This window comes from Cupriavidus sp. GW822-FHT03E04 (assembly GCF_058801495.1).
In genome coordinates this window covers 130,002-153,645 of record NZ_JBXANI010000011.1, presented here as the reverse complement: position 1 = coordinate 153,645, position 23,644 = coordinate 130,002, and the positions used below count along the sequence as shown (strand labels likewise).

Annotated in this window: 16 protein-coding genes; all 16 read left to right on the top strand. The window is 67.0% G+C overall.

The annotated features are described in order from the left end of the window. Positions 1–43: 43 nt before the first annotated feature. The 16 genes from AC1RQC_RS17605 (at position 44) to AC1RQC_RS17530 (ending at position 23,610) form a co-directional block, all read left to right on the top strand. A complete protein-coding gene (locus tag AC1RQC_RS17605; protein WP_492371816.1) occupies positions 44–733 on the top strand; it encodes a PIG-L deacetylase family protein in 690 nt (229 codons plus the stop codon). 742 nt (positions 734–1,475) lie between these two features. After that, on the top strand, positions 1,476–2,462 hold the full coding sequence (locus AC1RQC_RS17600) for a GlxA family transcriptional regulator (protein ID WP_416050815.1): 987 nt from the start codon (positions 1,476–1,478) through the stop codon (positions 2,460–2,462). A 117-nt stretch (positions 2,463–2,579) separates the two neighbouring features. Further along, the gene (locus AC1RQC_RS17595) at positions 2,580–4,112 is read left to right on the top strand and encodes a mannose-1-phosphate guanylyltransferase/mannose-6-phosphate isomerase (protein WP_492371815.1); all 1,533 of its coding nucleotides are present in this window, start codon (positions 2,580–2,582) and stop codon (positions 4,110–4,112) included. Between the two features lie 194 nt (positions 4,113–4,306). After that, a complete protein-coding gene (locus AC1RQC_RS17590; protein ID WP_492811801.1) occupies positions 4,307–5,686 on the top strand; it encodes an undecaprenyl-phosphate glucose phosphotransferase in 1,380 nt (459 codons plus the stop codon). 95 nt (positions 5,687–5,781) lie between these two features. Then, positions 5,782–8,016, top strand: coding sequence for a polysaccharide biosynthesis tyrosine autokinase (locus tag AC1RQC_RS17585; protein WP_492371814.1), 2,235 nt, complete (start codon positions 5,782–5,784; stop codon positions 8,014–8,016). Positions 8,017–8,082: 66 nt separating this feature from the next. Further along, on the top strand, positions 8,083–9,201 hold the full coding sequence (gene gmd, locus AC1RQC_RS17580; RefSeq protein WP_492371813.1) for a GDP-mannose 4,6-dehydratase: 1,119 nt from the start codon (positions 8,083–8,085) through the stop codon (positions 9,199–9,201). 5 nt (positions 9,202–9,206) lie between these two features. After that, the gene (locus AC1RQC_RS17575) at positions 9,207–10,196 is read left to right on the top strand and encodes a GDP-L-fucose synthase family protein (RefSeq protein ID WP_492371812.1); all 990 of its coding nucleotides are present in this window, start codon (positions 9,207–9,209) and stop codon (positions 10,194–10,196) included. 19 nt (positions 10,197–10,215) lie between these two features. Beyond that, positions 10,216–11,391: a glycosyltransferase family 4 protein gene (locus AC1RQC_RS17570; RefSeq protein ID WP_492371811.1), complete on the top strand. Its 1,176-nt coding sequence runs from the start codon at positions 10,216–10,218 to the stop codon at positions 11,389–11,391. 191 nt (positions 11,392–11,582) lie between these two features. Then, positions 11,583–12,887: a glycosyltransferase WbuB gene (locus tag AC1RQC_RS17565; RefSeq protein ID WP_492811799.1), complete on the top strand. Its 1,305-nt coding sequence runs from the start codon at positions 11,583–11,585 to the stop codon at positions 12,885–12,887. 111 nt (positions 12,888–12,998) lie between these two features. Further along, positions 12,999–14,273 carry an acyltransferase family protein gene (locus AC1RQC_RS17560; RefSeq protein ID WP_492884145.1) on the top strand — a complete coding sequence of 425 codons (1,275 nt, stop codon included), beginning with the start codon at positions 12,999–13,001 and terminating at the stop codon, positions 14,271–14,273. 13 nt (positions 14,274–14,286) lie between these two features. Continuing rightward, a complete protein-coding gene (locus AC1RQC_RS17555; RefSeq protein WP_492371808.1) occupies positions 14,287–15,798 on the top strand; it encodes a hypothetical protein in 1,512 nt (503 codons plus the stop codon). After that, complete coding sequence (locus tag AC1RQC_RS17550; protein WP_174424572.1) at positions 15,795–17,003, top strand: glycosyltransferase; 1,209 nt, start codon at positions 15,795–15,797, stop codon at positions 17,001–17,003. Before AC1RQC_RS17555 ends, AC1RQC_RS17550 begins: the two co-directional genes overlap by 4 nt. Positions 17,004–17,158: 155 nt before the next feature. Then, positions 17,159–18,901: an FAD-dependent oxidoreductase gene (locus tag AC1RQC_RS17545; RefSeq protein WP_492811796.1), complete on the top strand. Its 1,743-nt coding sequence runs from the start codon at positions 17,159–17,161 to the stop codon at positions 18,899–18,901. A 177-nt stretch (positions 18,902–19,078) separates the two neighbouring features. Beyond that, positions 19,079–20,236, top strand: coding sequence for a polysaccharide biosynthesis/export family protein (locus AC1RQC_RS17540; protein WP_492371806.1), 1,158 nt, complete (start codon positions 19,079–19,081; stop codon positions 20,234–20,236). 56 nt (positions 20,237–20,292) lie between these two features. Further along, positions 20,293–21,078 carry a Crp/Fnr family transcriptional regulator gene (locus AC1RQC_RS17535; RefSeq protein WP_492371848.1) on the top strand — a complete coding sequence of 262 codons (786 nt, stop codon included), beginning with the start codon at positions 20,293–20,295 and terminating at the stop codon, positions 21,076–21,078. A gap of 48 nt (positions 21,079–21,126) precedes the next feature. Beyond that, complete coding sequence (locus tag AC1RQC_RS17530; RefSeq protein ID WP_492371805.1) at positions 21,127–23,610, top strand: polysaccharide biosynthesis tyrosine autokinase; 2,484 nt, start codon at positions 21,127–21,129, stop codon at positions 23,608–23,610. Positions 23,611–23,644: the final 34 nt, after the last annotated feature.

The window sequence follows — 23,644 nt, the reverse complement described above, 5'->3', positions numbered from 1 at the left end:
GCCCTCGGGCGCCTGGCATCACGGGATAAGAGCAGGAGGAGATATGGAACGCAAACGTGTACTGGTGCTGAGCCCGCACGCGGACGACGCGGAACTGGGCGTGGGCGCCTACCTGGCCCGGGTCATCGATGCCGGCGGCGAAGTGATGGTGGCCCTGGCAACGGTAGGAAGGAGCCGGTCGCTCTGCCTTGGCCGCGAGGTGACCGAACAAGAACGGATGGACGAATTCTCCGAATCGATGGCCGTGCTTGGTGTACAGACAACCGAGGTCCTCACCAGGGGACTCGACGGCGTGCTCGACAGCTTCCCGCGCGCGCAGATGGTCGGCATGCTGGACGCGCTGCAGAACCGCTTCGAGCCGGACGAGGTGCTGATTCCGCTGTCGTCTTCGCACCAGGATCACCGCTATTGCTGGGAAGCCGGCGTTGCCGCCACGCGCCTGAACCCCGCCAAGCATGCCTCCCGCCTGGTGGCGGCCTACGAATATCCGGCCACGTGCTGGGGCGGTGGCGGCATCGTCAATCCCTTGGGGGGCTCGCTCTATATCGATGTGAGCGCCACGTGGTCGCGCAAGGTGGAGGCGTTGCGCAGGCACCGCTCGCAAATGCATGAGGGTGCCGGGCACCTGGTCAGCATCGAAGGCGTCACGGCGCTGGCGCAGTGGCGAGGTGCGGAAGCCGGCTTCGCGCTGGCGGAGGTGCTGCACATCATGCGCGCGCGCTGGCCGGGATGACGTTGGCCTGCTGCCCCATATCTGCGCATGCACGGGGCCGGGCGCTACGTGCGGTGTTGCGCACCGCGGCGCCAACAGACTAGTCCGGCACGCTTGCTTCAACGGTGTAAGTCACCGGCTGTGCCGGGCCAGGTACCCGGCGCGCCGGCGCTCGCGCGCTCCATCTTTCAGTCCCCCAGGTCAAGCAAGCCGTCTGTGTTGTGACGGCGAAGCCATGTTGCGCCCCGGGCAGATGCAATTATTTCATTAATCGAAGTCGCGACAGAGAAAATCCGGGATGGCCATCGTGCGATATATCCTCGTTGCTGATCCGATGCATTAATTAATTTGTCATAATTTTTAATGTTTAGAAATTATTTTTATGTTATCTGGTGTGGATGCGGATCCGCCTGAAATCGTGGAATTAATGTCGGATTCCCGCTCTCATGCACCTTTTGCGACCCTTGTGTTCGGTAGGCAACGCACGGATCGGTGCAGGATTTGCTGCGATGCATCATTCTGCTTAAAGTAGGAACTAGTTGCAGAACAGCGCGCTGGGACAAGCGATTTGAGGCGAGGTCGCAACCAGAAAAGGCTGTATTTACAACGTCTTGCACGAAATTTTGGAGCGGGCGGACGCATTCCGCCAACATCTCGCTACTTTCCGACACGGACACATTTCTCGGATTCGGGATCGCTACGATGCATTGCAACACCAATAAATTCGCGCAAGAACGGATCAACAATTCTTTGGGGGAAAATCATGCCGTACGCCCAACTTGAGCCCGCAACGGTTAGTTGGCTTCATACCTCAACTAACCGTTCAAAGTGCGCCGTGCGGCGCGTCGGAATTCTGCTGTTCGATGGTTTTTCATTATTGGGTGCGGGTTTGGTGGCTGAACTATTCCAGACCGCCAATGAATGCTCGGCGTCCGATCCTGCCAAAGAATCCGCTTATGACGTGCGCCTGCTTTCCGTCGACGGAGGCAGCGTCGCCTGCTCCGCGTCCGTACGGGTCTGGACCGACGGACTCGATCCACGCCAGTTCATCGGTTTCGATGTGCTCTTCATCGCCGGTGGCGCGGGCGCTCATGCCGCCGCGGCGGACGAGCGGCTGCTGCGCTGGCTGCGCGTTGTCTCCCCCCGCACGCCCACGGTGCGGCCCATCGCCGAAGGCCGTGCCGTGCTGGCGGCGGCCGGCGTGCTCAAGCCGCACGAGGACGAGCATCGCCATCCCGTGTTCGGGCTGCACGCCTCGGACGAGTCCGGCGAGCAGTACGAACTTGTCAGGGGTGCGCTGACGCTGATCAAGCGCGATCTTGGCCTGGACGTGGCGCGCGCGGTCGGTACCCGGGTGATGCCCGCCTGGACCGCCCGCCTGATGCCCAGGCTCGCGGATACCGGCGCGACCAGCGCGGGCGACAAGATCCGCGCGGCCGCGCGCTGGCTGCATGAGCACTGCGAGCAATCCATCTCGGTATCCGATGCCGCGCAGGTGGCGGCCATGAGCGAGCGCAACTTCCTGCGCCGCTTCAAGCTGGAAATGGGCGTGACACCGTCCGACTACCTGCTGCACGCCCGCCTGGATACCGCGTGCAGTTTCCTGGCCGAGACGGAGCTGCCTGTCGACAAGGTGGCGCGGCGCTGCGGCATGGGCAATGGCGACCGGCTAGCCAAGATTTTCCGCAAGCGCATGTCGATTTCCCCAACGGAATACCGTCAGCGCAGCAAGGTCAGCGCAGTGGGTTAGCAGGCAGACCGGCGGTGTATCCGCGGGCCAGCAGGTCCGCGCATTGCCCCGCGTAGACGATTGGCGCCACGGGCCGCTTGCGCAAGAGCGCGGCGCCCGACCAGGGAGGGCTGGATCATGTCGAATAAAGTGCTGGAGCCTGTTGCCGTGCAACCCGGGGACACCGCCGCGGCGGCGCCGGGCGCGCCCGTGCGCTTGCGCATTGCGCCCGTGGTGCTGGCCGGCGGTGCGGGCACGCGGCTGTGGCCGCTGTCGCGAGAACATTTCCCCAAGCAGCTGATCGACCTGGTGGGCAAGGACTCGCTGCTGCAGTCCACGCTGCTGCGCATGCAGGGCTTCTCCGCCGGCCACGAGATCGAGCCCAGCGCCATCATCGTCTGCGGCGACGAGCATCGCTTTATCACCAGCGAACAATTGCAGGCCAGCGGCATGCAAGGCCGGCTGGTGGTGGAGCCGGTCCGGCGCAATACGGCGCCCGCGCTCACGCTGGCCGCATCGCTGGCGCTGGCCGACGGCCAGGACGCAATCCTGGTGGTCATGCCGGCCGACCACGCGATTGCCGATGCCGGCGCCTTTCACCGGGCGCTGTCGATCGCGGCCGCCCATGCCAGCGAGGGGGCCATCGTCACCCTTGGCGTGCCGCCCACGCGGCCCGACACGGGCTATGGCTACATCAAGCTTGGCGAGATGCTGCCCGATGGCGTGCGCCACATGGAGCGCTTTGTCGAGAAGCCTGCCATCGAGCTTGCCGCGCAGTACGTGGCCAGTGGCAACTACTGGTGGAACAGCGGCATCTTTGTCGTGCGCGCCACGGTCTGGATGAGGGCGATCGAGGCATTGCATCCCGCGATCCACGAGATGTGCGTCGCGTCGGTGGCCGAAGGCAAGCAAGAGGGCCTGTTCTTCCGGCCCGCGTCGCGGCAGTTCTTCCTGAGCCCGTCGGACTCGATCGACTACGCCGTGATGGAGCGCCTGGACAACCCGGCCTCGCCGTGCCGGGGCGTGGTGGTGCCACTGGAGGCGGGCTGGTCGGACCTGGGCTCGTGGGACGCCGTGTGGGATGCCATGGACAAGGACGCCGAAGGCAACGCCGGGCGCGGCCGTGTGGTGTTCGAAGGCGCGCACTCCAGCTATGTCCATTCCGACGGGCGCCTGGTGGCATGCGTCGGGACCAGCAACATCGTGGTGGTGGAGACAGCCGACGCGGTGCTGGTCGTGGATCGTTCGCATGTGCAGGACGTCAAGGATGTGGTCGCGCGCATGAAGATCCTGCACGCGCCGGAGGCCGACACGCACCGCAAGGTACGCAGGCCCTGGGGCTTCTATGACTCCATCGAGCATGGCGATCGCTTTCAGGTCAAGCGCATCGTGGTCCAGCCGGGCGCGCGCCTGTCGCTGCAGCTGCATCACCATCGCGCCGAGCATTGGGTGGTGGTCAGCGGCACCGCGATGGTCACGCGTGGCGAGGAGCAATTCCTGCTCAGTGAGAACCAGTCCACCTTTATTCCGCTCGGCGTGCTGCATCGCCTGGAGAACCCGGGAAAGCTCCCGCTGGAGATCATCGAGATCCAGTCCGGCGGCTACCTGGGTGAAGACGACATCGTGCGCGTCGACGATACCTACGGCCGTTGCCCGGGACCACAAGCGTAAGGACCAAGGGACGAGGAACGAAGGACCGCCGGGCCACGCGGGCGCCGCCGGACGCGACCATGGGGAGGTCGCGTGCGGCGCGCCAGGAATACGTGGCGTGGCGCGCTGGAAAGCGACATGAGGGAAGTCAAGAAGGAAGTCAGGCAACGAGTGGTGAAGAAACGTGAAGGGCTGGGAAGAACGGGGAGAGGAACATGCTCAAGATTGAAGGGTTGCTGGCGCGCCTTCTGGATGTCGCGCTGGTGTTTGCCGGTGCCGCGATTGCCTCGCACATGCGCTTCAACGACATGTCGCAGCGCACGTTCTACGACGTGTTCATCGCGCTCTGCGTCGCGTTCACGCTGGCGTTGTTTCCTGCCTTCGGCATCTACGAGTCCTGGCGCGGACGCTCCAAGATCGGGCTGGCCGGACATATCGCGCTGGCCTGGCTGCTGGTGCAGTTCAGCGGCGTCATGGTGTTGTTCTCGTTGCACCATATCGACATCGTCTCGCGCCTGTGGTTCGTCTACTGGACGGGCTCCACCGGCGCCATGCTGATCGTGTCGCGCCTGATGACCCATGCGGTGCTGGGCCAGGTACGCAGCGCAGGCATGAACCTGCACAAGGTCGCCGTGGTTGGCTGCGGTGCGCACTGCAGCGCGGTCATCCGGCGCGGCGTGGCCGCGCCTGCCTCCGGCTTTCGCGTGGTGGCGGCGTTCAACGTGGCGCCGCAGGGTGGCAGCCTCAATGCGAAGGTGCCGACGTTCGACGATCGCGCCGCCTTCCATCGCTATATCCGCTCGCAGGATATCCATGAACTGTGGCTGGCGCTGCCGCTGTCCGAGGAGCGCGTCATCCTGGAGTTCGTGGAGGAGTTCCGCGACGAACTGGTCAACGTCCGCTTCATGCCGGACCTGCACAGCCTGGCGTTGTTCGACAGCGGCACCATCGAGCTGATCGGCATGCCCGCGATCAACCTGGTGGCGTCGCCGCTATCGGCCTCCGCGCTGCGCCAGAAGGACGTGTTCGACCGCCTTTTCGCCGCAGCCGCGCTGATCGGCCTGTCGCCGCTGCTGATCGCGATCGCCATTGCCGTCAAGCTGTCGTCGCGCGGGCCGGTGCTGTTCAAGCAAAAGCGCAAGAGCACCGACGGGCGCATCTTCACCATCTACAAGTTCCGCTCCATGCGCACGCATGCCGAGGCGGCCGGCGTGGTGACCCAGGCCAAGCGCAACGATCCGCGCATCACGCGCGTGGGCGCGTTCCTGCGGCGTACCAGCCTGGATGAGTTGCCGCAGTTCTTCAACGTGCTGCGCGGCGACATGTCGGTGGTGGGGCCGCGCCCGCATGCCATCGAGCATGACGACCAGTACCAGAAGCTGGTCAGCGGCTACATCCACCGCTACCGCGTCAAGCCCGGCATTACCGGCTGGGCCCAGGTAAATGGCTACCGCGGCGAGACGGATCGCATCGAGAAGATGGAGGGCCGCATCGCCTGCGACCTGTACTACCTGGGCAACTGGTCGTTCGCGCTCGATATGCGGATCATCGCCGCCACGGTGGTCAAGGGCCTGGTGCATCGCAACGCGTACTGAGCCGTACTGAGCCGTACGGAGCGCAAGGACAGGGCCGCGGCAGGCGCTAGCGCGTTGCCGGCGGGAAGCGATCGTTAGATGGAAGTCAACAAGACATGGCTACCTCATTCGAAACCCAATACACCGATGTCTCCGGCCCGGCCGAGCTTCGGCTGTCCGACTACCTGGTGACGCTGGTCGACCACTGGCGCATGATTGCTGCCATCACCCTGCTGGCGCTGGTGCTGGGCACCGTCTATGCCTTGCTGCAGAAACCGGTCTACCGCGCCGACGCCATGATCCAGGTGGAGGAGAGCAAGGGCGGCAACGCCGCCAATGCCAACCAGGGCTCGTCGCTGCAGACGCTGTCGTCGATCTTCGATCCCAACTCCTCCACGGCGGCCGAGATCGAGCTGATCCGGTCCCGGCTGGTGGTGGAGGAGGCGGTGCGCAAGCTGCATCTGGATATCGCGGCCAGGCCGCGCTACTTCCCGGTGATCGGCGCGTGGCTGGCCGCGTACAACAGCGGGCTGGCACCGCCCACGGAACTGCTCGGCCTGTCGCAGTACGCATGGGGCGCGGAATCCATCACGATCTCGCGGCTCGACACGCCGCAGAAGTACTACGGCAAGGTGTTCAAGCTGATCGCCGACAGCGCGCACACCTATACCCTGCGGGATCCCGAAGGCAATACGGTGCTGCAGGGCCGGGTGGGCGAGGAGGCCGAAGGCACCACCGCGCTTGGCCCCGTGCGCATCCGCGTGGATGCGCTGGTCGGGCGCAGCGGGTCGCAGTTCGAACTGGTGCGCGCATCCACCATCGGCACGGTGGAGCGTATCCAGCGCGCGCTCGCGGTGGCCGAGTCCGCCCTGCAGTCCGGCATCATCCGCGCCAGCCTGGAAGGGCCGGACCCCAAGCTCACCGCGGACATCGTCAACACCGTCGCGCGCCAGTTCGTGCAGCAGGACATTGGGCGGCGCTCCGCCGAAGCCGAGCACACGCTGGCGTTCCTGGACCAGCAACTGCCGGCGCTGCGCAAGGAGCTAGACCTGGCGGAGGAGCGCTACAACTCCTTTCGCAATCGGCAGGGCACCGTCAACCTCGGCGAGGAAAGCCGGCTGCTGCTGCAGCAGATCGTGGAGAACAAGACCAGCCTGGCCCGCTTGCAGACGCGGCTGGCCGAGATCCGCACGCACTACACCGACGCCAACCCGGCGGTGGTGGCGCTGATGGCACAGATCGAAACGCTGAGCGCGCAGCAAAGCACGCTGCGCCGCAGTGTCTCCGTGTTGCCGGATACCGAGCAGACCGCACTGCGGCTGGAGCGGGACGTGCGCGTGGATACCGAGCTCTATACCAACCTGCTCAACAACGCGCAGCAACTGCGCATCGTCAAGGCGGGCCAGGTCGGCAACGTGCGCGTGGTGGACTTCGCCGAACCCGCGGACGACCCGATCCGCCCGCAACGCGCCATGCTGGTGCTGATCAGCGGCGGCATCGGCCTGGTGCTGGGGGCCTTGCTGGCGTTCCTGCGCAAGGCCCTGTATGGCGGCGTGGAGCATCCGGAAGAGATCGAGCGGATGCTGGGCGTGCCGGTCTGCGCGGTGGTGCCGCGCAGCCAGACGCAGCTGCGCCTGCAGCGCGAGCTGCGCGCCTCCGGCAGCAGCGGGCTGGGCGTGCTGGCGGCACGCGCGCCGGACGATATCGCCGTGGAAGGCGTGCGCGCCTTGCGCACCACGCTGCAGTACGCGCTGCACACCGCCCGCAACAACGTCGTGATGCTGACCGGCTCGCGCCAGGATGCCGGCAAGTCGTTCCTGTCCGTGAACCTGGCCGCGCTGGTCGCGTCCGGGCGCAAGCGCGTGCTGCTGATCGACGGCGACATGCGGCGCGGCGAGGTTCATGTGCACTTCGGGCTGTCGCAGGTGCCGGGACTGTCGGACACGCTGATGGGCACGGACATCGACTCCGTGGTGATCCGCGAGGTGCTGCCGGGCCTGGATGTGCTGACCCGCGGCAGCTTGCCGCCCGATCCGGCGGAGCTGCTGATGAGCGATCGCTTTCACGCCATGCTGGACCTGTTCAAGCAACGCTACGACATGGTCATCATCGACACGCCGCCTGTGCTCGCGGTCACGGATGCCACGCTGCTCGGGCGGCACGCGGGCACCACCTTGCTGGTGGTACGCCACGGCCGGCATTCCGCGGCCGAGGTCACCGAGACCGCGCGGCGCCTGGCCAACGGCGGCGTGACGCTGCATGGCGTGCTGCTGACCGATGTCCCCAAGCCGCCACTGCTGCTGCGCACGGGCTACACCGAGTACTACGGCTACGAAGGACGGGTGAAGTAGGGCCGAGGGGGGCCGCTGACTCGACATCCATACCAAGCATTACCAACGCAAGGCGGGAGAACGACAATGACGCGCAAGGTTGCTCTGATCACTGGTGTTACCGGGCAGGACGGTTCCTATCTGGCTGAGTTGCTGCTCGAAAAGGGATACGACGTGCACGGCATCAAGCGCCGCACCTCCCTGTTCAATACAGACCGCATCGATCATCTTTACCGCGAGCGGCACGATCCCGACCGGCACTTCTTCCTGCACCACGGTGACCTGACGGATGCCACCAGCATGCTGCGCGTCATCCAGCAGGTGATGCCCGACGAGATCTACAACCTGGCGGCCCAGAGCCATGTGGCCGTCTCGTTCGAGGAACCCGAGTACACGGCCAATGCCGACGGCCTTGGCACGCTGCGCATCCTGGAGGCCATCCGCATCCTCGGGCTGCAGAAAAAAACACGCTTCTACCAGGCTTCCACCTCCGAGCTGTACGGGCTGGTGCAGGAGATCCCGCAGAAGGAGACCACGCCGTTCTATCCGCGCAGCCCCTACGCGGTGGCCAAGCTCTATGCCTACTGGATCACGGTCAACTATCGCGAGGCCTACGGCATGTACGCCTGCAACGGCATCCTCTTCAATCATGAGTCTCCGGTGCGCGGCGAGACCTTCGTCACCCGCAAGATCACGCGGGCGATCTCGCGCATCGCGGTCGGGCTGCAGGACGAGTTCTACCTGGGCAACCTGTCCGCGCTGCGTGACTGGGGCCATGCGCGCGACTATGTGGAGATGCAATGGCTGATGCTGCAGCAGGACCAGCCGGAGGACTTCGTGATTGCCAGCGGCGAGCAGTACAGCGTGCGCGAGTTCGTCCAGTGCGCCGCCGCCGAGCTAGGCGTCACCGTGCGATTCGAGGGCAGCGGCGTGGATGAGGTCGGGATCGTGGAGTCTGTCAGGGGCAAGGAAACCAAGCTCACCCCGGGCAAGGTGATCGTGCGCGTGGATCCGGCGTATTTCCGGCCCACCGAGGTGGAGACCTTGCTGGGCGACCCGTCCAAGGCCCATGCCAAGCTGGGCTGGGCGCCGCGTACGCCGTTCTCCAAGCTGGTCAAGGAGATGGTCCGCTCCGACTTCCAGATTGCCCGGCGCGATGCGCTGGTGACGCTGGCCGGCTTCCAGGCGCTGGAACACCACGAGTAAGCGCCATGGACAAGAACACCGTCTTCTTTATCGCAGGCCACAACGGCATGGTGGGCTCCGCGCTGGTGCGGCGCCTGCGGGCCGATGGCTACCGCAACCTGGTGACGCGGGACCGCGCCGAGCTGGACCTGACGGACCAGGGCGCGGTGCACCGCTTCTTTGCCGACGAGGGCATCGAGGTGGTGCTGCTTGCCGCTGCGCGCGTCGGCGGCATCCTTGCCAATGCCACGCGGCCGGCCAGCTTCCTATACGAGAACCTGGTCATCGAGACCAACGTGATCCACGCCGCGTACCAGGCAGGTGTGGGGCGGCTGGTGTTCTTTGGCTCTTCCTGCATCTATCCACGCGACTGCGCGCAGCCGATCCGCGAGGAGTACCTGCTGACGGGCGCGCTGGAGCCCACCAACGAGGCCTACGCCATCGCCAAGATCGCCGGGCTGAAACTCTGCGAGGCCTACAACCGGCAGTTCGGCACCCGCTATCTCTCGGTCATGCCGACCAACCTGTACGGCCCCAACGACAACTACGACCTCGCCACCAGCCACGTGCTGCCGGCGCTGATCAGCAAGGCCTGCACGGCAACCCGGCAAGGCGCCCCAAGCATGACCATCTGGGGCACCGGCAAGCCGCGCCGCGAGTTCCTGCATGTGGATGACCTCGCGTCGGCCACGCTGTTCCTGCTGGAGCGCGAGGTGCCGCAAGGCGTATTCAACGTAGGCACGGGCCGGGACTTGCCGATCCGCGAGCTGGCGGAGCGGATCTGCCGCATTGCCGGCTTCGAGGGCGAACTTGTGTTCGATACCTCCAAGCCGGACGGCACGCCTTGCAAGCTGCTTGATGTTTCGAAACTGGGGCAGATCGGCTGGCGGCCCGCGATCGGCCTTGATGAAGGGATTTCCGCCATCTACCAGGAGTATTCGCGGCGCATGGAAGAGGGGTTGCCCAGGGTCGAGCAGGCAGGGGCAACAGCGCTCTCCGGTGCCGTTATCGAGTGACCGCAAACAGGAGATAACAATGTCAGGCTCAGTCACGATATTCCACAACGTAGTCTGGTCGCGCCACAAGGGCGCGGTGTTCTCGGCGTTGCACAGCCAGTCTGCGGCAAGCTCGATCCATTACGACATGGTGCAGATCGCGGAGACGGAGCACTTCCGGCTCGGCTTCTCGGACGTCGACTACTCGTTTCACAACTATCCCATGCACCAGCTGTACGCCGGCTGCTATGAGGATGTGCCGCGCTGGAAGATGACTGCGCGCCTGACCTGGGAAGTGCTCAAGGCCAAGGGTGAGCTGGTGGTGCTGCCGGGCTACCACCGCCCGGAATACTGGGCGATGCTGCTGGCCTGCATCGTCACCGGCAAGCGGCGCGCGGTGTTTTGCGACTCCACCGGGCGGGACCGGCCGCGGCGCATGCTGACCTCCATTCCCAAGCGCGTGTTCTTCTCGCTGTGCCACGGCTACTTCGGTTTTGGCGAGCGCAGCCGCGAATACCTGATGTCGCTCGGCGCCAAGCCGGAGCGGATCTTCACGCCCTGCCAGGCGGCCGCCATGCCGGCCACCTACAAGCCGGAGCAAGCCCTGCAGCAGCGCCTGAAGCACCGCGCCGACGGTGCGCCTGTGTTCCTGTATGTGGGCCGCCTGTCGGAAGAAAAGGGGCTGGACACCCTGCTGGAAGCCTTCGCCGGCGTGCACAAGACGATGCCGTCGGCAACGCTGCGGCTGGTCGGCACCGGGCCGATGTCAGGCACCCTGCGCCAGATGGCGGCGGAGCTCGGCCTTGAGGCCGCGGTATGCCAGGTCGGCAGCCTGCAGGACGAAGGCTTGTCCAAGGAGTACTACCGGGCGGCCTGCATGGTCTTGCCCAGCCATAGCGAGCCGTGGGGCCTGGTGGTCAACGAGGCGCTCGCCCATGGCTGCCCGGCGGTGGTCAGCGAGAACTGCGGCTGCGTGCCGGAACTGGTGCTCGAAGGCGAGACCGGGTTTGCGGTGCCGGCGCGCAGCGCCGCCGCGCTGCAGGCCGGCATGACCCGCGCGGTGGCGGCGTTCGCGGATACCCAGGCCACCGCGGAGCGGTGCCTGTCCGTGATCCGGCGCTTCGATCCGGCGAACGCCGCGTCGAATATCGCGCGCGGCTGCGCCGCGATGCTGAGCGAGCCGGAAGTGCATCAGCGAACGGGCGTGCAGACCTAAGCCAGGACCCAGCCAGGACCAGCCCGCTTTTCTTCCTGCCGCGTGTCTTGACCTTGCGATGGCCTTTGCGGCCATTGCAGGGAGGGTTGCGCGTGTTCGCTGCATGCGCAGCGCTCCCTGGTCGGCCGGCTGGCCGGGAGGAAGGCGTCACGTTGCCGGAGTGACACACGCAGAACCGAATGGAGAGTCCCGTGAGAATCCTGATCTGCGGACAGAACTATGCGCCGGAGTTGACCGGAATCGGCAAATACACCGCCGAGATGGCCGAAGCGCTGGCCGCCAGCGGGCATGAGGTCCGCGTGGTCTGCGCGCCCCCTTACTACCCCGGCTGGCGCGTGGGCGAGGGATATTCCGCCTGGCGCTACACCCGCGAGCTGCGCGGCGGCGTGCAGGTGCATCGCGCGCCGTTGTGGGTGCCCGCGCGCCCGACCGGCGCTACGCGCCTGCTGCATCTCGCCAGCTTCGCGCTTGGCGCGCTGCCGTCCTTGCTCAGGCAGGTGCTATGGCGCCCGGACGCCGTGATGGCGATTGCCCCCAACTTGATGAGCGTGCCCGCCACATGGATGGTGGCGCGCCTGGCCGGCGCCAGGACCTGGCTCCACGTGCAGGACTATGAAGTCGATGCTGCCTTCGAGCTGGGCATGCTTAAAGGCGCAAGGCTGCGGCGCGCGGCGCTTGCCACGGAGCGTCTCCTGATGCGCCGCTTCGACGTGGTGTCCACCATCTCGGAGAAGATGGCCGAGCATGCGGTGCGCAAGGGCGTGGCCAGCACGCGCGTGTTCCGCCTGCCCAACTGGGTGGACACCACCGCCATCTACCCGCTGGAGCGGCCCAGCACCTATCGCGAGGAGCTCGGCATTGCGCCGGACCAGAAGGTGGTGCTCTATGCGGGCAACATGGGCGAGAAGCAAGGCCTGGAAATCCTGGTGTGCGCGGTTGCCGCACTGGCCGGCAATGCCGGCATCACCTTTGTCTTCTGCGGCAACGGCCCGGCCCGGGCCATGCTGGAAACCCACTGCGCCGGGCTGGACAACTGCCGCTTCCTGCCGCTGCAGCCCGTCGACCGGCTTAACGAGCTGTTGAACCTGGCGGACATCCATGTGCTGCCCCAGCGTGGCGATGCGGCCGACCTGGTCATGCCCTCCAAGCTGACCGGCATGTTTGCCAGCGGGCGCGCCATCGTCGCCATGGCGCTGCCGGGGACCGAGTTGTTCGCGGCGGTATCGCCGCGCGGGGTTGCGGTGCCCCCGGACGACGTCGAGGCCCTGGCGGGCGCCATCAAGCGGCTCGCGGCATCGCCCGCGCTGCGTGCGGAGCTAGGGGCCGCGGCGCGCGGCTACGCCGAGGCCACGCTGTCCGCCGCCGCCGTGCTGTCCCGCTTCGACGCCAGGCTGCGCGCGTTGTGTGGAGAAGGCTCGGCCCGGCCCGCGGCGGGGGAGCCCCGCGTCGGGGACGAACTCCCGGCCAACGTATTGCAGCCGGAGAAGGTGGAGTAGGTGCTGTAGGTGCGGTAGGTGCGGTAGGCGGCGTAGGCCGGGCGTCGCGCACGCAACAACAAGAAAGCAGGCGCAGAACCAAGTGCAAAAAAAAGACAGGGGAGGTGAAGCATGTCAGCGACACAACCAGGCGCGGCGCCAGCACAAGGCCGAGCGGCAGCGCGGCCTTACGGCACGGCGACGGCAAGCCACGCCGTGGGGACTTTGCCCGCGCTCACCAGCATCCGCTTCCTGGCGGCGCTGACCGTCGTGCTCTGCCACTTCACCGAGATCGGCGTGCTCAACGGCCCGGTGTGGTTCCTGCAACTGGCCGACGGCGGCCGGCCGGCTGTCTCGCTGTTCTTCGTGCTGTCCGGCTTTGTGCTGACCTTCACCTACCGGGACAAGATCGGCCTGCCAGGCGGCGCTGCCGCGTTCTACGCCGCGCGCTTCGCCAGGATCTACCCGGTGCTGGTGCTGTCGCTGCTGTTGTCGCTGCCGGTGACGGTGTGGCTCTTGCATACGGGCGACAGCGAGCTGTTGCGCGAGTGGTATGGGCTCAAGGGGTCGTACGTCGCGATGCTGGCGGTGAGCCTCGTTGCCCAGTTGCTGGCGCTGACCGCGTGGCTGCCGTTCTCGGCGCTCAACCAGCCATGGAACGGACCGGCCTGGAGCATCTCCTGCGAGGCCTTCTTCTACGCCTTGTTTCCGTTGCTGCTACGCCGGCTGGAAAAGCGTGGCAGCGGCGCGCTGGCGCTGCTGTGCCTGGCGCTGTGGCTGTTGCAAGGTGCCTGGATCGCGCTGCTGCTGGCGGTGCTGCCGCCGTCGCGGCATGGCTTTCTGGTGGCGCAGTTTCCGCTGACCCACCTTTTCGAGTTCGTGCTCGGTGTCTGCGCGGGCATTGCCTACGCGCGGCTGCGTGGCGCCGGCGGCAGCCGGCACGCGCTCGGCATGGCCCTGGTGGCGGTGGCGGTTTGCGCGATCGGCGCGCTGGCGGTGCTGCGCCCGCTCAGTCCCGCCTTCTACCTGCAGGCGCCGTTCTTTGGCGCGCTGATCCTTGGCCTTGCCTTGCTGGAGCGGCCGGTGGCAGGCGTGCTGCACCGGCGCTGGCTGGTGTCGCTTGGTGAAGCCAGCTTCGCGCTCTACCTGATTCACGTACCGCTGGCGCGCATGGCTTACCTGGCCGGCTGGCGCCAGCAGGCCGGCTGGCTGGCGGTGGCGCTGTCTATCTTGCTGAGCCTGGCCATCTACCGCTATGTCGAGGAACCGATGCGCCGGCAGTTGCGGCGCCGGCTGGCGCGCCCGCGCGTAGTGCTGCCCGCAGTGCTTTCCGTGGTGCCGCCTGTGCCGCCGCCCGCATCGGCGGCCCAGGCACCGGCCGTGCCGGTGCAAGCCTCCAACGGATGAAGGAGGGCCCGCCATGCGCAACCGCTTCGCGACCATCTGGATATGGCTGATGCTATGCCCGCTGGCAGTGGATTTCAAAAGCGTCGATGAAAACGGCAGCCGCCTGACGCAGATCCTGCTGACCTTGCCGGTGATCGCGGCGGGCATTGCCCTGGCCTTGATCGCGCCGCGCTTTGTCACGCGCACCCGGTTGAGCTCGGCGGTCATGGCCGCGTTGCTGCTGACCGTGCCGGGCAGCATCGTCCCGCAATTGATCCAGGGCAACGATGTTGGCAATTACCTGCGCGTGCTGTTGCCGTTCATGCTGTTCCTGATCGGCTACCTGGCCGCGCGCCATCCGTGGCCGCAAGAGCGCCTGACGCAGATCGAGTCGGCGATGTTCGCCGCCATGGTGACGTCGCTGCTGTTCAGCTTTGCCTATGGCATGGCGGTGGGGGGCGGGCTGGAGACGGTGCGCTTTCGCATTGTCTCGGTGGTCTTTCTGGCGACGCAGGGCGTGCTGCTGCACGAGTTCGTCATTGCCAGGCGCGTGACCAGGTTCACCGTGCTGCTGTTCATCGGCACCGTGACCATCGAGATGCTCAGCGTCACGCGCAGCTTGCTGGTCGGCACGGCGTTGCTGTTCTGCTTTGCCACGTGGCTGAGCGCGGCGTCGCTGCGCCATCTGCTCAAGGCGGTGCTGCGCGCGGTCGTCATCACGACGGTGCTGGTAGGCGGCACCGCGTTGATTGGCTCGGCGCTGTTTCCGAGCGTCGCCGCGCACTGGACCCAGCGGATTGCGGCGGGCAAGGCAACCGCTTCCGGCATCGACCCGACGACCGCCACCCGGCTCGCCGAGCTCAAGGACCAGTATGACCAGGTCATCTCGAACACGACGTCGCTCGTGGTCGGCAAAGGCTACGGGCATTTCTATCGTTATTCGCCCGCTTACCTGAAGGCGCTCTCCGGGCAGATGAGCGAGAAAGAGTTCTATGCCATCAACGAGTGGACGGCGGGGCATAACTTCTGGGTCTACCAGTTGTTCGCTGGCGGCTTGCTGTTTGGCATCGCGTTTCCCGCCATCGTGCTGTTCTCGCTCTATCGCGGCAGCATGGCCTATCGCCACTGGCGGCGCGTGGCGCCGAACGCGCCCAACCTGGCCGTGATGGGCCGCGCCTTGCTGGTGCTGGCGGCGCTGCCGGCCACGTCGATCGGCGGCAATCCGCTGGGCCCGCGCTTTTCCGGCGTGGTGTACGGCGTGGCGCTGGGCCTGCTGGTGGCCACGCATGCGCAGCTGGCCCGCTCGACGGCCGCGAAGCTCGCCGCGCAGGGCGCGGCGGCCGAACGCGCGCGGCAGGCACGACAGGCAAAACAGGGAAGGCCCAGGCGAGCCCCGCTGGCGGGGGCGCCCGCGCTCAGGCCCGGGACCTATCCACCGATGCTGACAACGATAGCCCACGCGCCGGCTGCCAACGCGGCCGGCGACGACCAGCCCGAGCGTGCGCCCAAGCGTCTGCGATTTGCCCCGCAAGGAGTCGACCGATGAACATCCTTCACCTGCTTTCATCGATCGATCCCAGGCTAGGCGGACCTGTGGAATGCGTGCGCCAGGGCAGCGCCCAGCTTGTCGCGCAGGGCCATCGCGTGGAGGTGCTGTCGCTCGATCCGCCGGATGCGCCCTACCTGGCCGACTTCCCCTTGCCTTTGCACGTGCTGGGGCCCGCGCGCGGCTACTACCACTACTCGCCGCGGCTGGTGCCCTGGCTGCGCGAGCATGCGCAGGAGTTCGACGCGGTCATCATCAACGGCCTGTGGCAATACCATGGCTTTGGCGCATGGCGCGCGTTGCGCAAGCTGCAGGTGCCGTACTACGTCTACCCGCACGGCATGCTCGATCCCTGGTTCAAGCGCGCCTACCCGCGCAAGCACCTGAAGAAGTGGCTCTACTGGCCGTGGGCCGAGTACCGCGTATTGCGCGATGCGCGAGCCGTGTTGTTTACCGCCGAGGAAGAGCGGCGCCTGGCCAGCCAGTCCTTCTGGCTGTACCGCGCCAGGGAATCGGTCGTTAGCCTTGGCACGCAGTCGCCGCCCCCGGAGCACGACGCCGACGGCGTGGCGTTGCGCGAGCGCTTCCTGGCGGCATACCCCGAGCTGCGCGGCAAGCGCATCGTCTTGTTTCTTGGCCGCGTGCACGAGAAGAAAGGCTGCGACCTGCTGATCGATGCCTTTGCCCGCGTGGCGGCGCTGGACCCGCAGGCGCACCTCGTGATCGCGGGCCCCGATAGCGCGGGATGGGTGCCGCGGCTGCAGTCGCAGGCCGCAGCGCGTGGCATCGGCGCACGCGTGAGCTGGCCCGGCATGCTGCGCGCAGAGATGAAGTGGGGCGCGTTCTACGCCAGCGATGTGTTCGCACTGCCCTCGCACCAGGAGAATTTCGGCATCGCGGTGGCCGAGGCGCTGGGTTGCGCCGTGCCCGCGCTGATCTCCGACAAGGTCAACATCTGGCGCGAGATCGAGCGCGACGGCGCGGGCCTTGCCGCGCCCGACACCGTCGAGGGATGCGAGGCGCTGCTGCGGCGCTGGCTCTCCATGGACGACGCCCAGCGCGTGCAGATGCGCGCCTGCGCCAAGGCAACGTTCAACCGGCGCTTCACCGTGGAAAGCATGGCTCGCGACCTGCTGCGCGTGCTGCAGTCCGGCGAGCCGGCGCAGGCCGTGATGGAACCCGAGTGGCTGGGCCGCGATGCCTGATGCGGGATGCGGGATGCGGGATGCGTCCGGCAACGCACGCGCTTGGCCGCGGTTAGCGCAATGTTGGCGCACGCGAGCGAGGGCGTCGTACGAAGATGGAAGCGGGAAGGGTAGCGGCAATCCGTCTTGAAACCGGCCAACAGGGGGAGCAGTAGATGTTTATCGACACCAGAAAGCTCGAAGAGGACGCCGTGGTGCACACTACCGTCTGCATCATCGGCGCCGGGGTGGCCGGCATCACGCTGGCGCTGGAGATGCAGCGGCTTGGCATCGATGCCTGCTTGCTGGAGAGTGGCGGCTACAAGGCCGACGACGACACGCGCGACCTCTATCGCGGCGAGAACATCGGGCTGCCCTATACCTTCGCCGATGGCAGCCGTAGCCGCTTTCTCGGCGGCAGCAGCAATTGCTGGGGCGGCTGGTGCCGCCCGCTGGACCCGTGGGACCTGGAAAAGCGCAGCTGGGTGGCGCACAGCGGCTGGCCGTTCGGGCTCGATGAGCTCACCCCATATTACGAGCGCACCCATGCGCTGCTCAAGCTCGGGCCCAACAACTTCGATCCCGCTTACTGGGAGGCAGCCATCCGCCGTCCCGACGTGCGGCGCCTGCCGCTGATCGGCGAGCATATCCGCGACACGATCTCGCAGTTCAGCCCGCCGGCCCGCTTTGGCAAGCTGTACCGCGAGCCGCTGGAACAGTCGCATCGCGTCAAGGTGTATCTCTACGCCAACGTGGTCGACATCGGCACCAATGCCGATGCCACGTCGGTGACGCAGGTCTCGGTCGCCACGCTCAGCGGGCGGCGCATCAAGGTGGCGGCGCGCTTGTTCGTGCTGGCCACGGGCGGCATCGAAAACGCGCGCCTGCTGCTGGCATCGAACAAGGTGCAGCCTGCCGGCCTGGGCAATGGCGCGGACCTGGTGGGCCGCTATTTCATGGACCATCCGCGGCTGATGTCCGGCAGTGTCCGCTTCAACAAGGGATGGGCGCGCAACAAGCTCTACGACATCAAGTACCACTACCAGAACGCGGCGGTGAGTGCCAACGGCACCTATGTCTCCTCGCAATTCGCGCTCAAGCCCGCCGTGCTGGAGCGCGAAGGCCTGCTCAATGCGCGGGTGTGGTTCTTCTCGATGTTCTATGGCGAAGGCAGCAAAGGCGCGGAGGCGCTGTTCCGCACCAAGCAGGCACTGCTGAAGAAGGACCAGCCAGGCCACAGCCTCACCCGGGACCTGCTGACCATGGCCGCGCATCCGGTCGACACCGTGGGCTTCGGGCTGACCCGGCTGATGCAGCCGCGCTCGCTGATCACCGACGTCAAGATGCAGGCTATCGTGGAGGCCGATCCCGATCCGGACAGCCGGGTGACGCTGTCCGAACACCGCGACCGGCTCGGCGTGCCGCGAGTGCGGGTGCACTGGCGCGTGGGCAGCCTGGTGCAGCGTACCTTTGACCGCACCTTTGCGCTGCTGGCGCAGGAGCTGCAAAGCAGCGGCGTGGCGCAAGTCACGCTGGATCCACCCGTGGAGGGCCAGCCCTGGCCGGCCGCGCTCGAAGGTACCTGGCACCACATGGGCACCACACGCATGCATGATTCGCCAGCAATGGGAGTAGTGGACCGTAATAGCCGCGTCCACGGCATCTCGAATCTCTACGTGGCCGGCAGTTCGGTGTTCCCGACCGTCGGCGCGAATTTTCCCACCATCACCATTGCTGCGCTGGCATTGCGCCTGGGCGGGCACATCGCACGGGAGCTTGGCATGCCGTGCGCGACCTACACGAGCGACGGCATGCCGCAGCGCAGGGCGCCTGCACGCGAGCCTGAGCAAGCGATGACGCTGGCGGGCGCGGGCATGGCGGCTGCGGCGCAGGGCCTGGAGCCCTTGCGGGAGGAGTGACTTCGGGGGCCAGGCTTGGGCGCGGGCGTGCCTGCGCGACTGTGGCCTAACGTACATAGAGACCAGGTATTGGCGCGAATCTTGCGGCTATCCGGGGGGGCGGAACCCCAGATGGATCGTTGCAGGCGCAGCGCCCTCGAACGACTTGAATGCGGTTCACGACAAGGAGACGCTGCCATGGCAACCAGGATCTTTCCCGCTCTTGCATTCGTTGCCGTTCTTGGCGGATGCGCTTGGGCGCCGGGCCCGGCACTGGACTCGAGTCGCCTGCATGACGACATCGGCGCCAAGACTGGTACGGAAGCTTACCCGGTGCAACTGATCAACTCGGCGGTGATCTCCCGCCAGATTGACGCGGTTGCTACGACCAACAGCCAGGTGACACCCGCCACGGGCGCGAACCTTGCCCAGAGCATCGCGAAGTATGAATACCGCATCGGCCCGCAGGACCTGCTGGGCGTCACGGTGCTGTACAACCCGCAACTGAGCTCCAGCGCGGCGAACATGCAACCTATTCCTATCGCGCCCGGCGCCGACGGCGCGCAACAGCAGGCGCCGCTGGAGCAGAACGGGTTTCGCGTCGGCGCCAATGGCGAGGTCTACTATCCGCCCGTGGGCATGCTGCGGGTTGGTGGAAAGACCGTGGAGCAGGTGCGCAGCATGATCTCCACGGCGTTGTCCAAGGAGATCCGGGACCCGCGGGTCGACGTGCGCGTGGTGTCGTACCGCAACAGCCGGATCGACGTCACGGGGCTGGTGAAGAACCCGGGATCGTTGCAGGTCACCGATGTGCCGCTCTCGATGATCAACGCCATTGCGCGCACGGGCGGCACGTTGCCCGATGCCGACGTGCAGAAGGTCAGGCTGACGCGCGGCGACAAGGTCTACGAGCTGGACCTCGATACGCTGACCGAGCGGCGCAATGGTGTGGGTGATTTCCTCTTGCAGGGCGGCGACATCATCAACGTACCCGACCGGCTCTCCAGTCGGATCTTCGTGATGGGCGAAGTGGTCAAGCCGACCTCGCTGCTGATGAACAAGGGCCGGCTCACGCTGGCCGACGCGCTCGCCGGCGTCAACAGCATCGACATCCGCGCTGCCGACCCGCGCCAGGTCTTCGTGATCCGCGGCGCGCGCGAGAACCCGACCCAGCCAGCCGTGTACCGGCTTGACATGACACAGGTGGATGCTTTGCTGCTGTCGACGCAGTTCCGCATGGAGCCGCTCGACGTGGTGTATGTGGGCACGTCGGATGCCGTGCGCTTTAACCGGGTGCTCGAGCAGATTACGCCGACCATCCAGACCCTGTTCTTCACCAAGCAACTGGGCAAATAAACCAGGGCTGGGGGGCAGGCAGTTGGGTAGTTGGGGTCTTGCAGGGGGAACACATGATGCACAGCCAGCGATTCGCTCCGGACGTCAATCACCTCCTGCGCGGCTTGCCGCGCGACGACTGGGAGGCCATCTCCAACCACCTCGAACTGGTGCGCCTGCGCCCCGGGCAACTGTTGACCGATTGCGGGCAGCATACCAACCATGTGTATTTCCCGACCACGGCGGTCGTCTCCATGCTGTCCTTCCTGGAGGACGCCACTACCGTCGAGATCGCCACGGTCGGCAACGAGGGCATGGTCGGCATCCCGGTGGTGACGGGGGGCAATGCCATGCCCTACCGGCTGGAGGTGCACACGCCCGGGTTCGGCTACCGGCTGGCGGCGAACAAGCTGCGGCAAGAACTGCTGCGCTCGCCGGCAATCCTGCGGCTGACCCTGCTGTACGTGCAGGCATTGCTCACGCAGATCGCGCAGACCGCGGTGTGCAACCGCTATCACTCGCTTAACCAGCAGGTTTGCCGCTGGCTGCTGCTCGCCGTCGACCGCCTTTGCTCGAACGAGATCGCCATCACCCAGCAGGTCATTGCCACCAAGCTGGGCGTGCGCCGGGAGGGCGTGACCGAGGCCGCCAGGAAACTGGCGGATCTCGGGCTGATCCACTACAGCCGCGGCCACATCACGGTGATCGACCGGGTCCGGCTGGAGCTGCACGTCTGCGAGTGCTACGGCCTCGTCAGGCGCGAATACGGGCGCTTGCTGTCCACCGGGGATGACGGGCCGGCCTTGACGGAACGGGTGGGACACGCCCGCGCGCTGGCTGTGTGCGCGCATCACGCGCACTGAGCGCATCAAGGGCATGAAGGGCATGGAGTGCATGCGGGGGAGCTGAGCGTGATTACCTTTACCGAAGTGGGCTTGTCCGCGGCATCGCGGCAGCCGGGTTCCCGCGCGCGCTGGGGCGCGGCCCGGGCACTGCTTGACCATGCCGGCTGGATCCTTGCCGCCATGCTGCTTGGCGCGCTGTGCGGCGCGCTGTATGCGTGGTCGCTGCCTGCCATGTACGAGGCGGACGTACTGGTGCGCCCGGAGTCTGCCAGGCGCCTTGCGCTGAATGCGCAGGGCACGGCCAGCGCGGGGCAGCCCGCCGACGAACTGCGGCCGGATGCGATGACCAGCCGCGCGGTGCTGACGCCGGTGGTGCGGGAAACCCGGCTCGATATCACCGCGGCTGCGCGTACTGTGCCCGTGGCCGGCGCGCTATGGGCGCGGTTTGCCGGTGGCGCGCAGTTCGGGCAGCCTTCCAGGCCGCTGTCGACGCCGCTAGCCGCGCCGCTGGAGAGCCTGTCCGCCTACGCCTGGGGGGGTGAGCGGATCGACCTGATCGCCCTCAACGTGCCCGACGCGCTGCTCAACCAGCCATTGACGCTGGTGGCGCTGGGCGACCAGCGCTTTCGCCTGCTGAGCGAGGACGGCGCGTTGCTGCTGACGGGCAAGGTCGGCGACATCGCGCGGGGCAATGGTGTTTCGCTCAAGCTGGCGCAGCTCACCGCGCGCGCGGGAACCGAGTTCGTGGTGATGCGCCGCGACGCCATCACGGCTGTCGAGCTGCTGGCGCGCGGACTCAAGCTGGAGCCGCAGCGCGGCACGGCCACGGCAACCGGGCCGAATGGTGGAGCGGCGGGCGGCGCGGCTGGCGCGGCCGCTGGTGCAGCCGCCGACGCGGTGCGCATCGTCTGGCGCGACGCCGACCCGGAGCATGCCGCGGCCGTGGTCAATGCCGTGGCCCGCTCGATTGTCGATACGCAGGTTGGCCATCGGCGCGAGCAGGACAACCAGCAGCTGGATTTCGTCTCCAGCGAGCTGCCGCGCGTGAAGGCCGAGCTGGAGGCGGCCGAAGCGGCCTTGGCCCGGTACCGCGCGCGCGCCGGGTCATTGCAGCCTTCCCAGGAGTCGCAGTCCTACCTCAGCGGCAGCATCGAGTACCAGCGGCAGATCTCCGGGCTGCGGCTCGAGCGCGCGCGCCTGCTGCGCAATTACATGCCGCAGAGCCAGGAAGTGCGGGCGATCGACGAGCAGATCGAGCAGCTGCGCGGCGACAGGCGCAGCATGGATAGCCGGCGCCAAGGGCTGTCCGAGGCGGAGCGGGAGTCGGGGGCGCTCAGCCGCGACGTGAAGGTGGCCGAGGACATGTACATGTCCTTGCGCCGGCAGGCACAGTTGCTGTCTCTGGCGCAGTCCGACCAGAGCAGCGACGTGCGGCTCGTGGATCTTGCGGTGGCACCTGCGTTGCCGGCCGGCCCGAATCGGGCGCTGGTGACGGGCCTGGCGGCGCTGCTGGGCCTGTTGGCCGGCTCCGGGCTGGCGGCGCGCAAGAGCCGCGCGTTCCGGGGCATGGAAAGCGCTGCCGCGATCGAGGGGAGCCTGGCGTTGCCGATGGTGGGCGAGGTCGTGTTCAGCCCCGAGCAGCTCGAGCTGGAGCGCAAGAGCCTGGCGCAGCCGCGCCCCTTGCGCGCACCGGTCTTGTCCGCGTGCGAGCCGGGCCAGACGGTGCGGCTCGCACGCGGCACGGACGACGCGGCGCGGGCGAGCCTGCGGCACTGCGTGTCCACCGCTTCGGTGCACCCCGGCGCGGCGCATGAAGACACGGTGCTGCACGACCGGTACCTGCTCGCGCGGCAGTATCCGCATGCCCCGGCCGTTGAGGGGCTGCGCACCTTGCGCGCGTCGCTGCACTTCGCCATGGACGGCGCTGCCAACCACATCGTGGCCATCACCAGTGCCTCCGTGGGCGCGGGCAAGACCTTTGGCGCGGTCAACCTGGCCGTGCTGGCGGCGGAGGCCGGCATGCGCGTGCTGGTGGTCGACGCCGACCTGCGCCGTGCCCGCGTGGCCGGGCAGTTCGGCCTGGAGGGCACGCTGGGGCTGGCCGACCTGCTGGGCGGGGCCCTCACGCTGCATGATGCGATCCAGCCCACCGCTGTCGGCGGGCTGTGGCTGCTCTCGGCCGGCACGCGGCCGGCGAATCCATCCGAGCTGCTGATGCTGCCCGCCCTGCGGGAGGTGCTGCTCACCTGCGCCGCGGGCTTTGACCTGGTCCTCGTGGATACGCCCCCCATCCTCGCGGTGGCCGACGCCGCGCTGGTCAGCCGCGTTGCCGGCGCCACGCTGCTGTTCGTGCGCGCCGACATCACGCCGCAGGAGAAGGTGGCAGAGGCGCTCAGGTACCTGGACCGGGCCCACGCCAACGTGATCGGCGGCGTGCTCAATGGCTTGCAGGTGCGCCGTAGCAACCGGGAGCGCTGCGCCGAGACCAGCGACTACCTGCGCGCGAGCGCGCCGGAGGATGGCACGGTGCCGGCCTGGCGCATCGGCTGACCCGCCGTCTTCGACGTTTGCCTGCGTAGCGGCC

What these genes read in the sequence shown, in the direction of transcription:
- AC1RQC_RS17605 (WP_492371816.1), top strand. Translation starts at nt 44, where the DNA reads ATGGAACGCAAACGTGTACTGGTGCTGAGCCCGCACGCGGACGACGCG.
- AC1RQC_RS17600 (WP_416050815.1), top strand. Translation starts at nt 1,476, where the DNA reads ATGCCGTACGCCCAACTTGAGCCCGCAACGGTTAGTTGGCTTCATACC.
- AC1RQC_RS17595 (WP_492371815.1), top strand. Translation starts at nt 2,580, where the DNA reads ATGTCGAATAAAGTGCTGGAGCCTGTTGCCGTGCAACCCGGGGACACC.
- AC1RQC_RS17590 (WP_492811801.1), top strand. Translation starts at nt 4,307, where the DNA reads ATGCTCAAGATTGAAGGGTTGCTGGCGCGCCTTCTGGATGTCGCGCTG.
- AC1RQC_RS17585 (WP_492371814.1), top strand. Translation starts at nt 5,782, where the DNA reads ATGGCTACCTCATTCGAAACCCAATACACCGATGTCTCCGGCCCGGCC.
- gmd (WP_492371813.1), top strand. Translation starts at nt 8,083, where the DNA reads ATGACGCGCAAGGTTGCTCTGATCACTGGTGTTACCGGGCAGGACGGT.
- AC1RQC_RS17575 (WP_492371812.1), top strand. Translation starts at nt 9,207, where the DNA reads ATGGACAAGAACACCGTCTTCTTTATCGCAGGCCACAACGGCATGGTG.
- AC1RQC_RS17570 (WP_492371811.1), top strand. Translation starts at nt 10,216, where the DNA reads ATGTCAGGCTCAGTCACGATATTCCACAACGTAGTCTGGTCGCGCCAC.
- AC1RQC_RS17560 (WP_492884145.1), top strand. Translation starts at nt 12,999, where the DNA reads ATGTCAGCGACACAACCAGGCGCGGCGCCAGCACAAGGCCGAGCGGCA.
- AC1RQC_RS17555 (WP_492371808.1), top strand. Translation starts at nt 14,287, where the DNA reads ATGCGCAACCGCTTCGCGACCATCTGGATATGGCTGATGCTATGCCCG.
- AC1RQC_RS17550 (WP_174424572.1), top strand. Translation starts at nt 15,795, where the DNA reads ATGAACATCCTTCACCTGCTTTCATCGATCGATCCCAGGCTAGGCGGA.
- AC1RQC_RS17545 (WP_492811796.1), top strand. Translation starts at nt 17,159, where the DNA reads ATGTTTATCGACACCAGAAAGCTCGAAGAGGACGCCGTGGTGCACACT.
- AC1RQC_RS17540 (WP_492371806.1), top strand. Translation starts at nt 19,079, where the DNA reads ATGGCAACCAGGATCTTTCCCGCTCTTGCATTCGTTGCCGTTCTTGGC.
- AC1RQC_RS17535 (WP_492371848.1), top strand. Translation starts at nt 20,293, where the DNA reads ATGCACAGCCAGCGATTCGCTCCGGACGTCAATCACCTCCTGCGCGGC.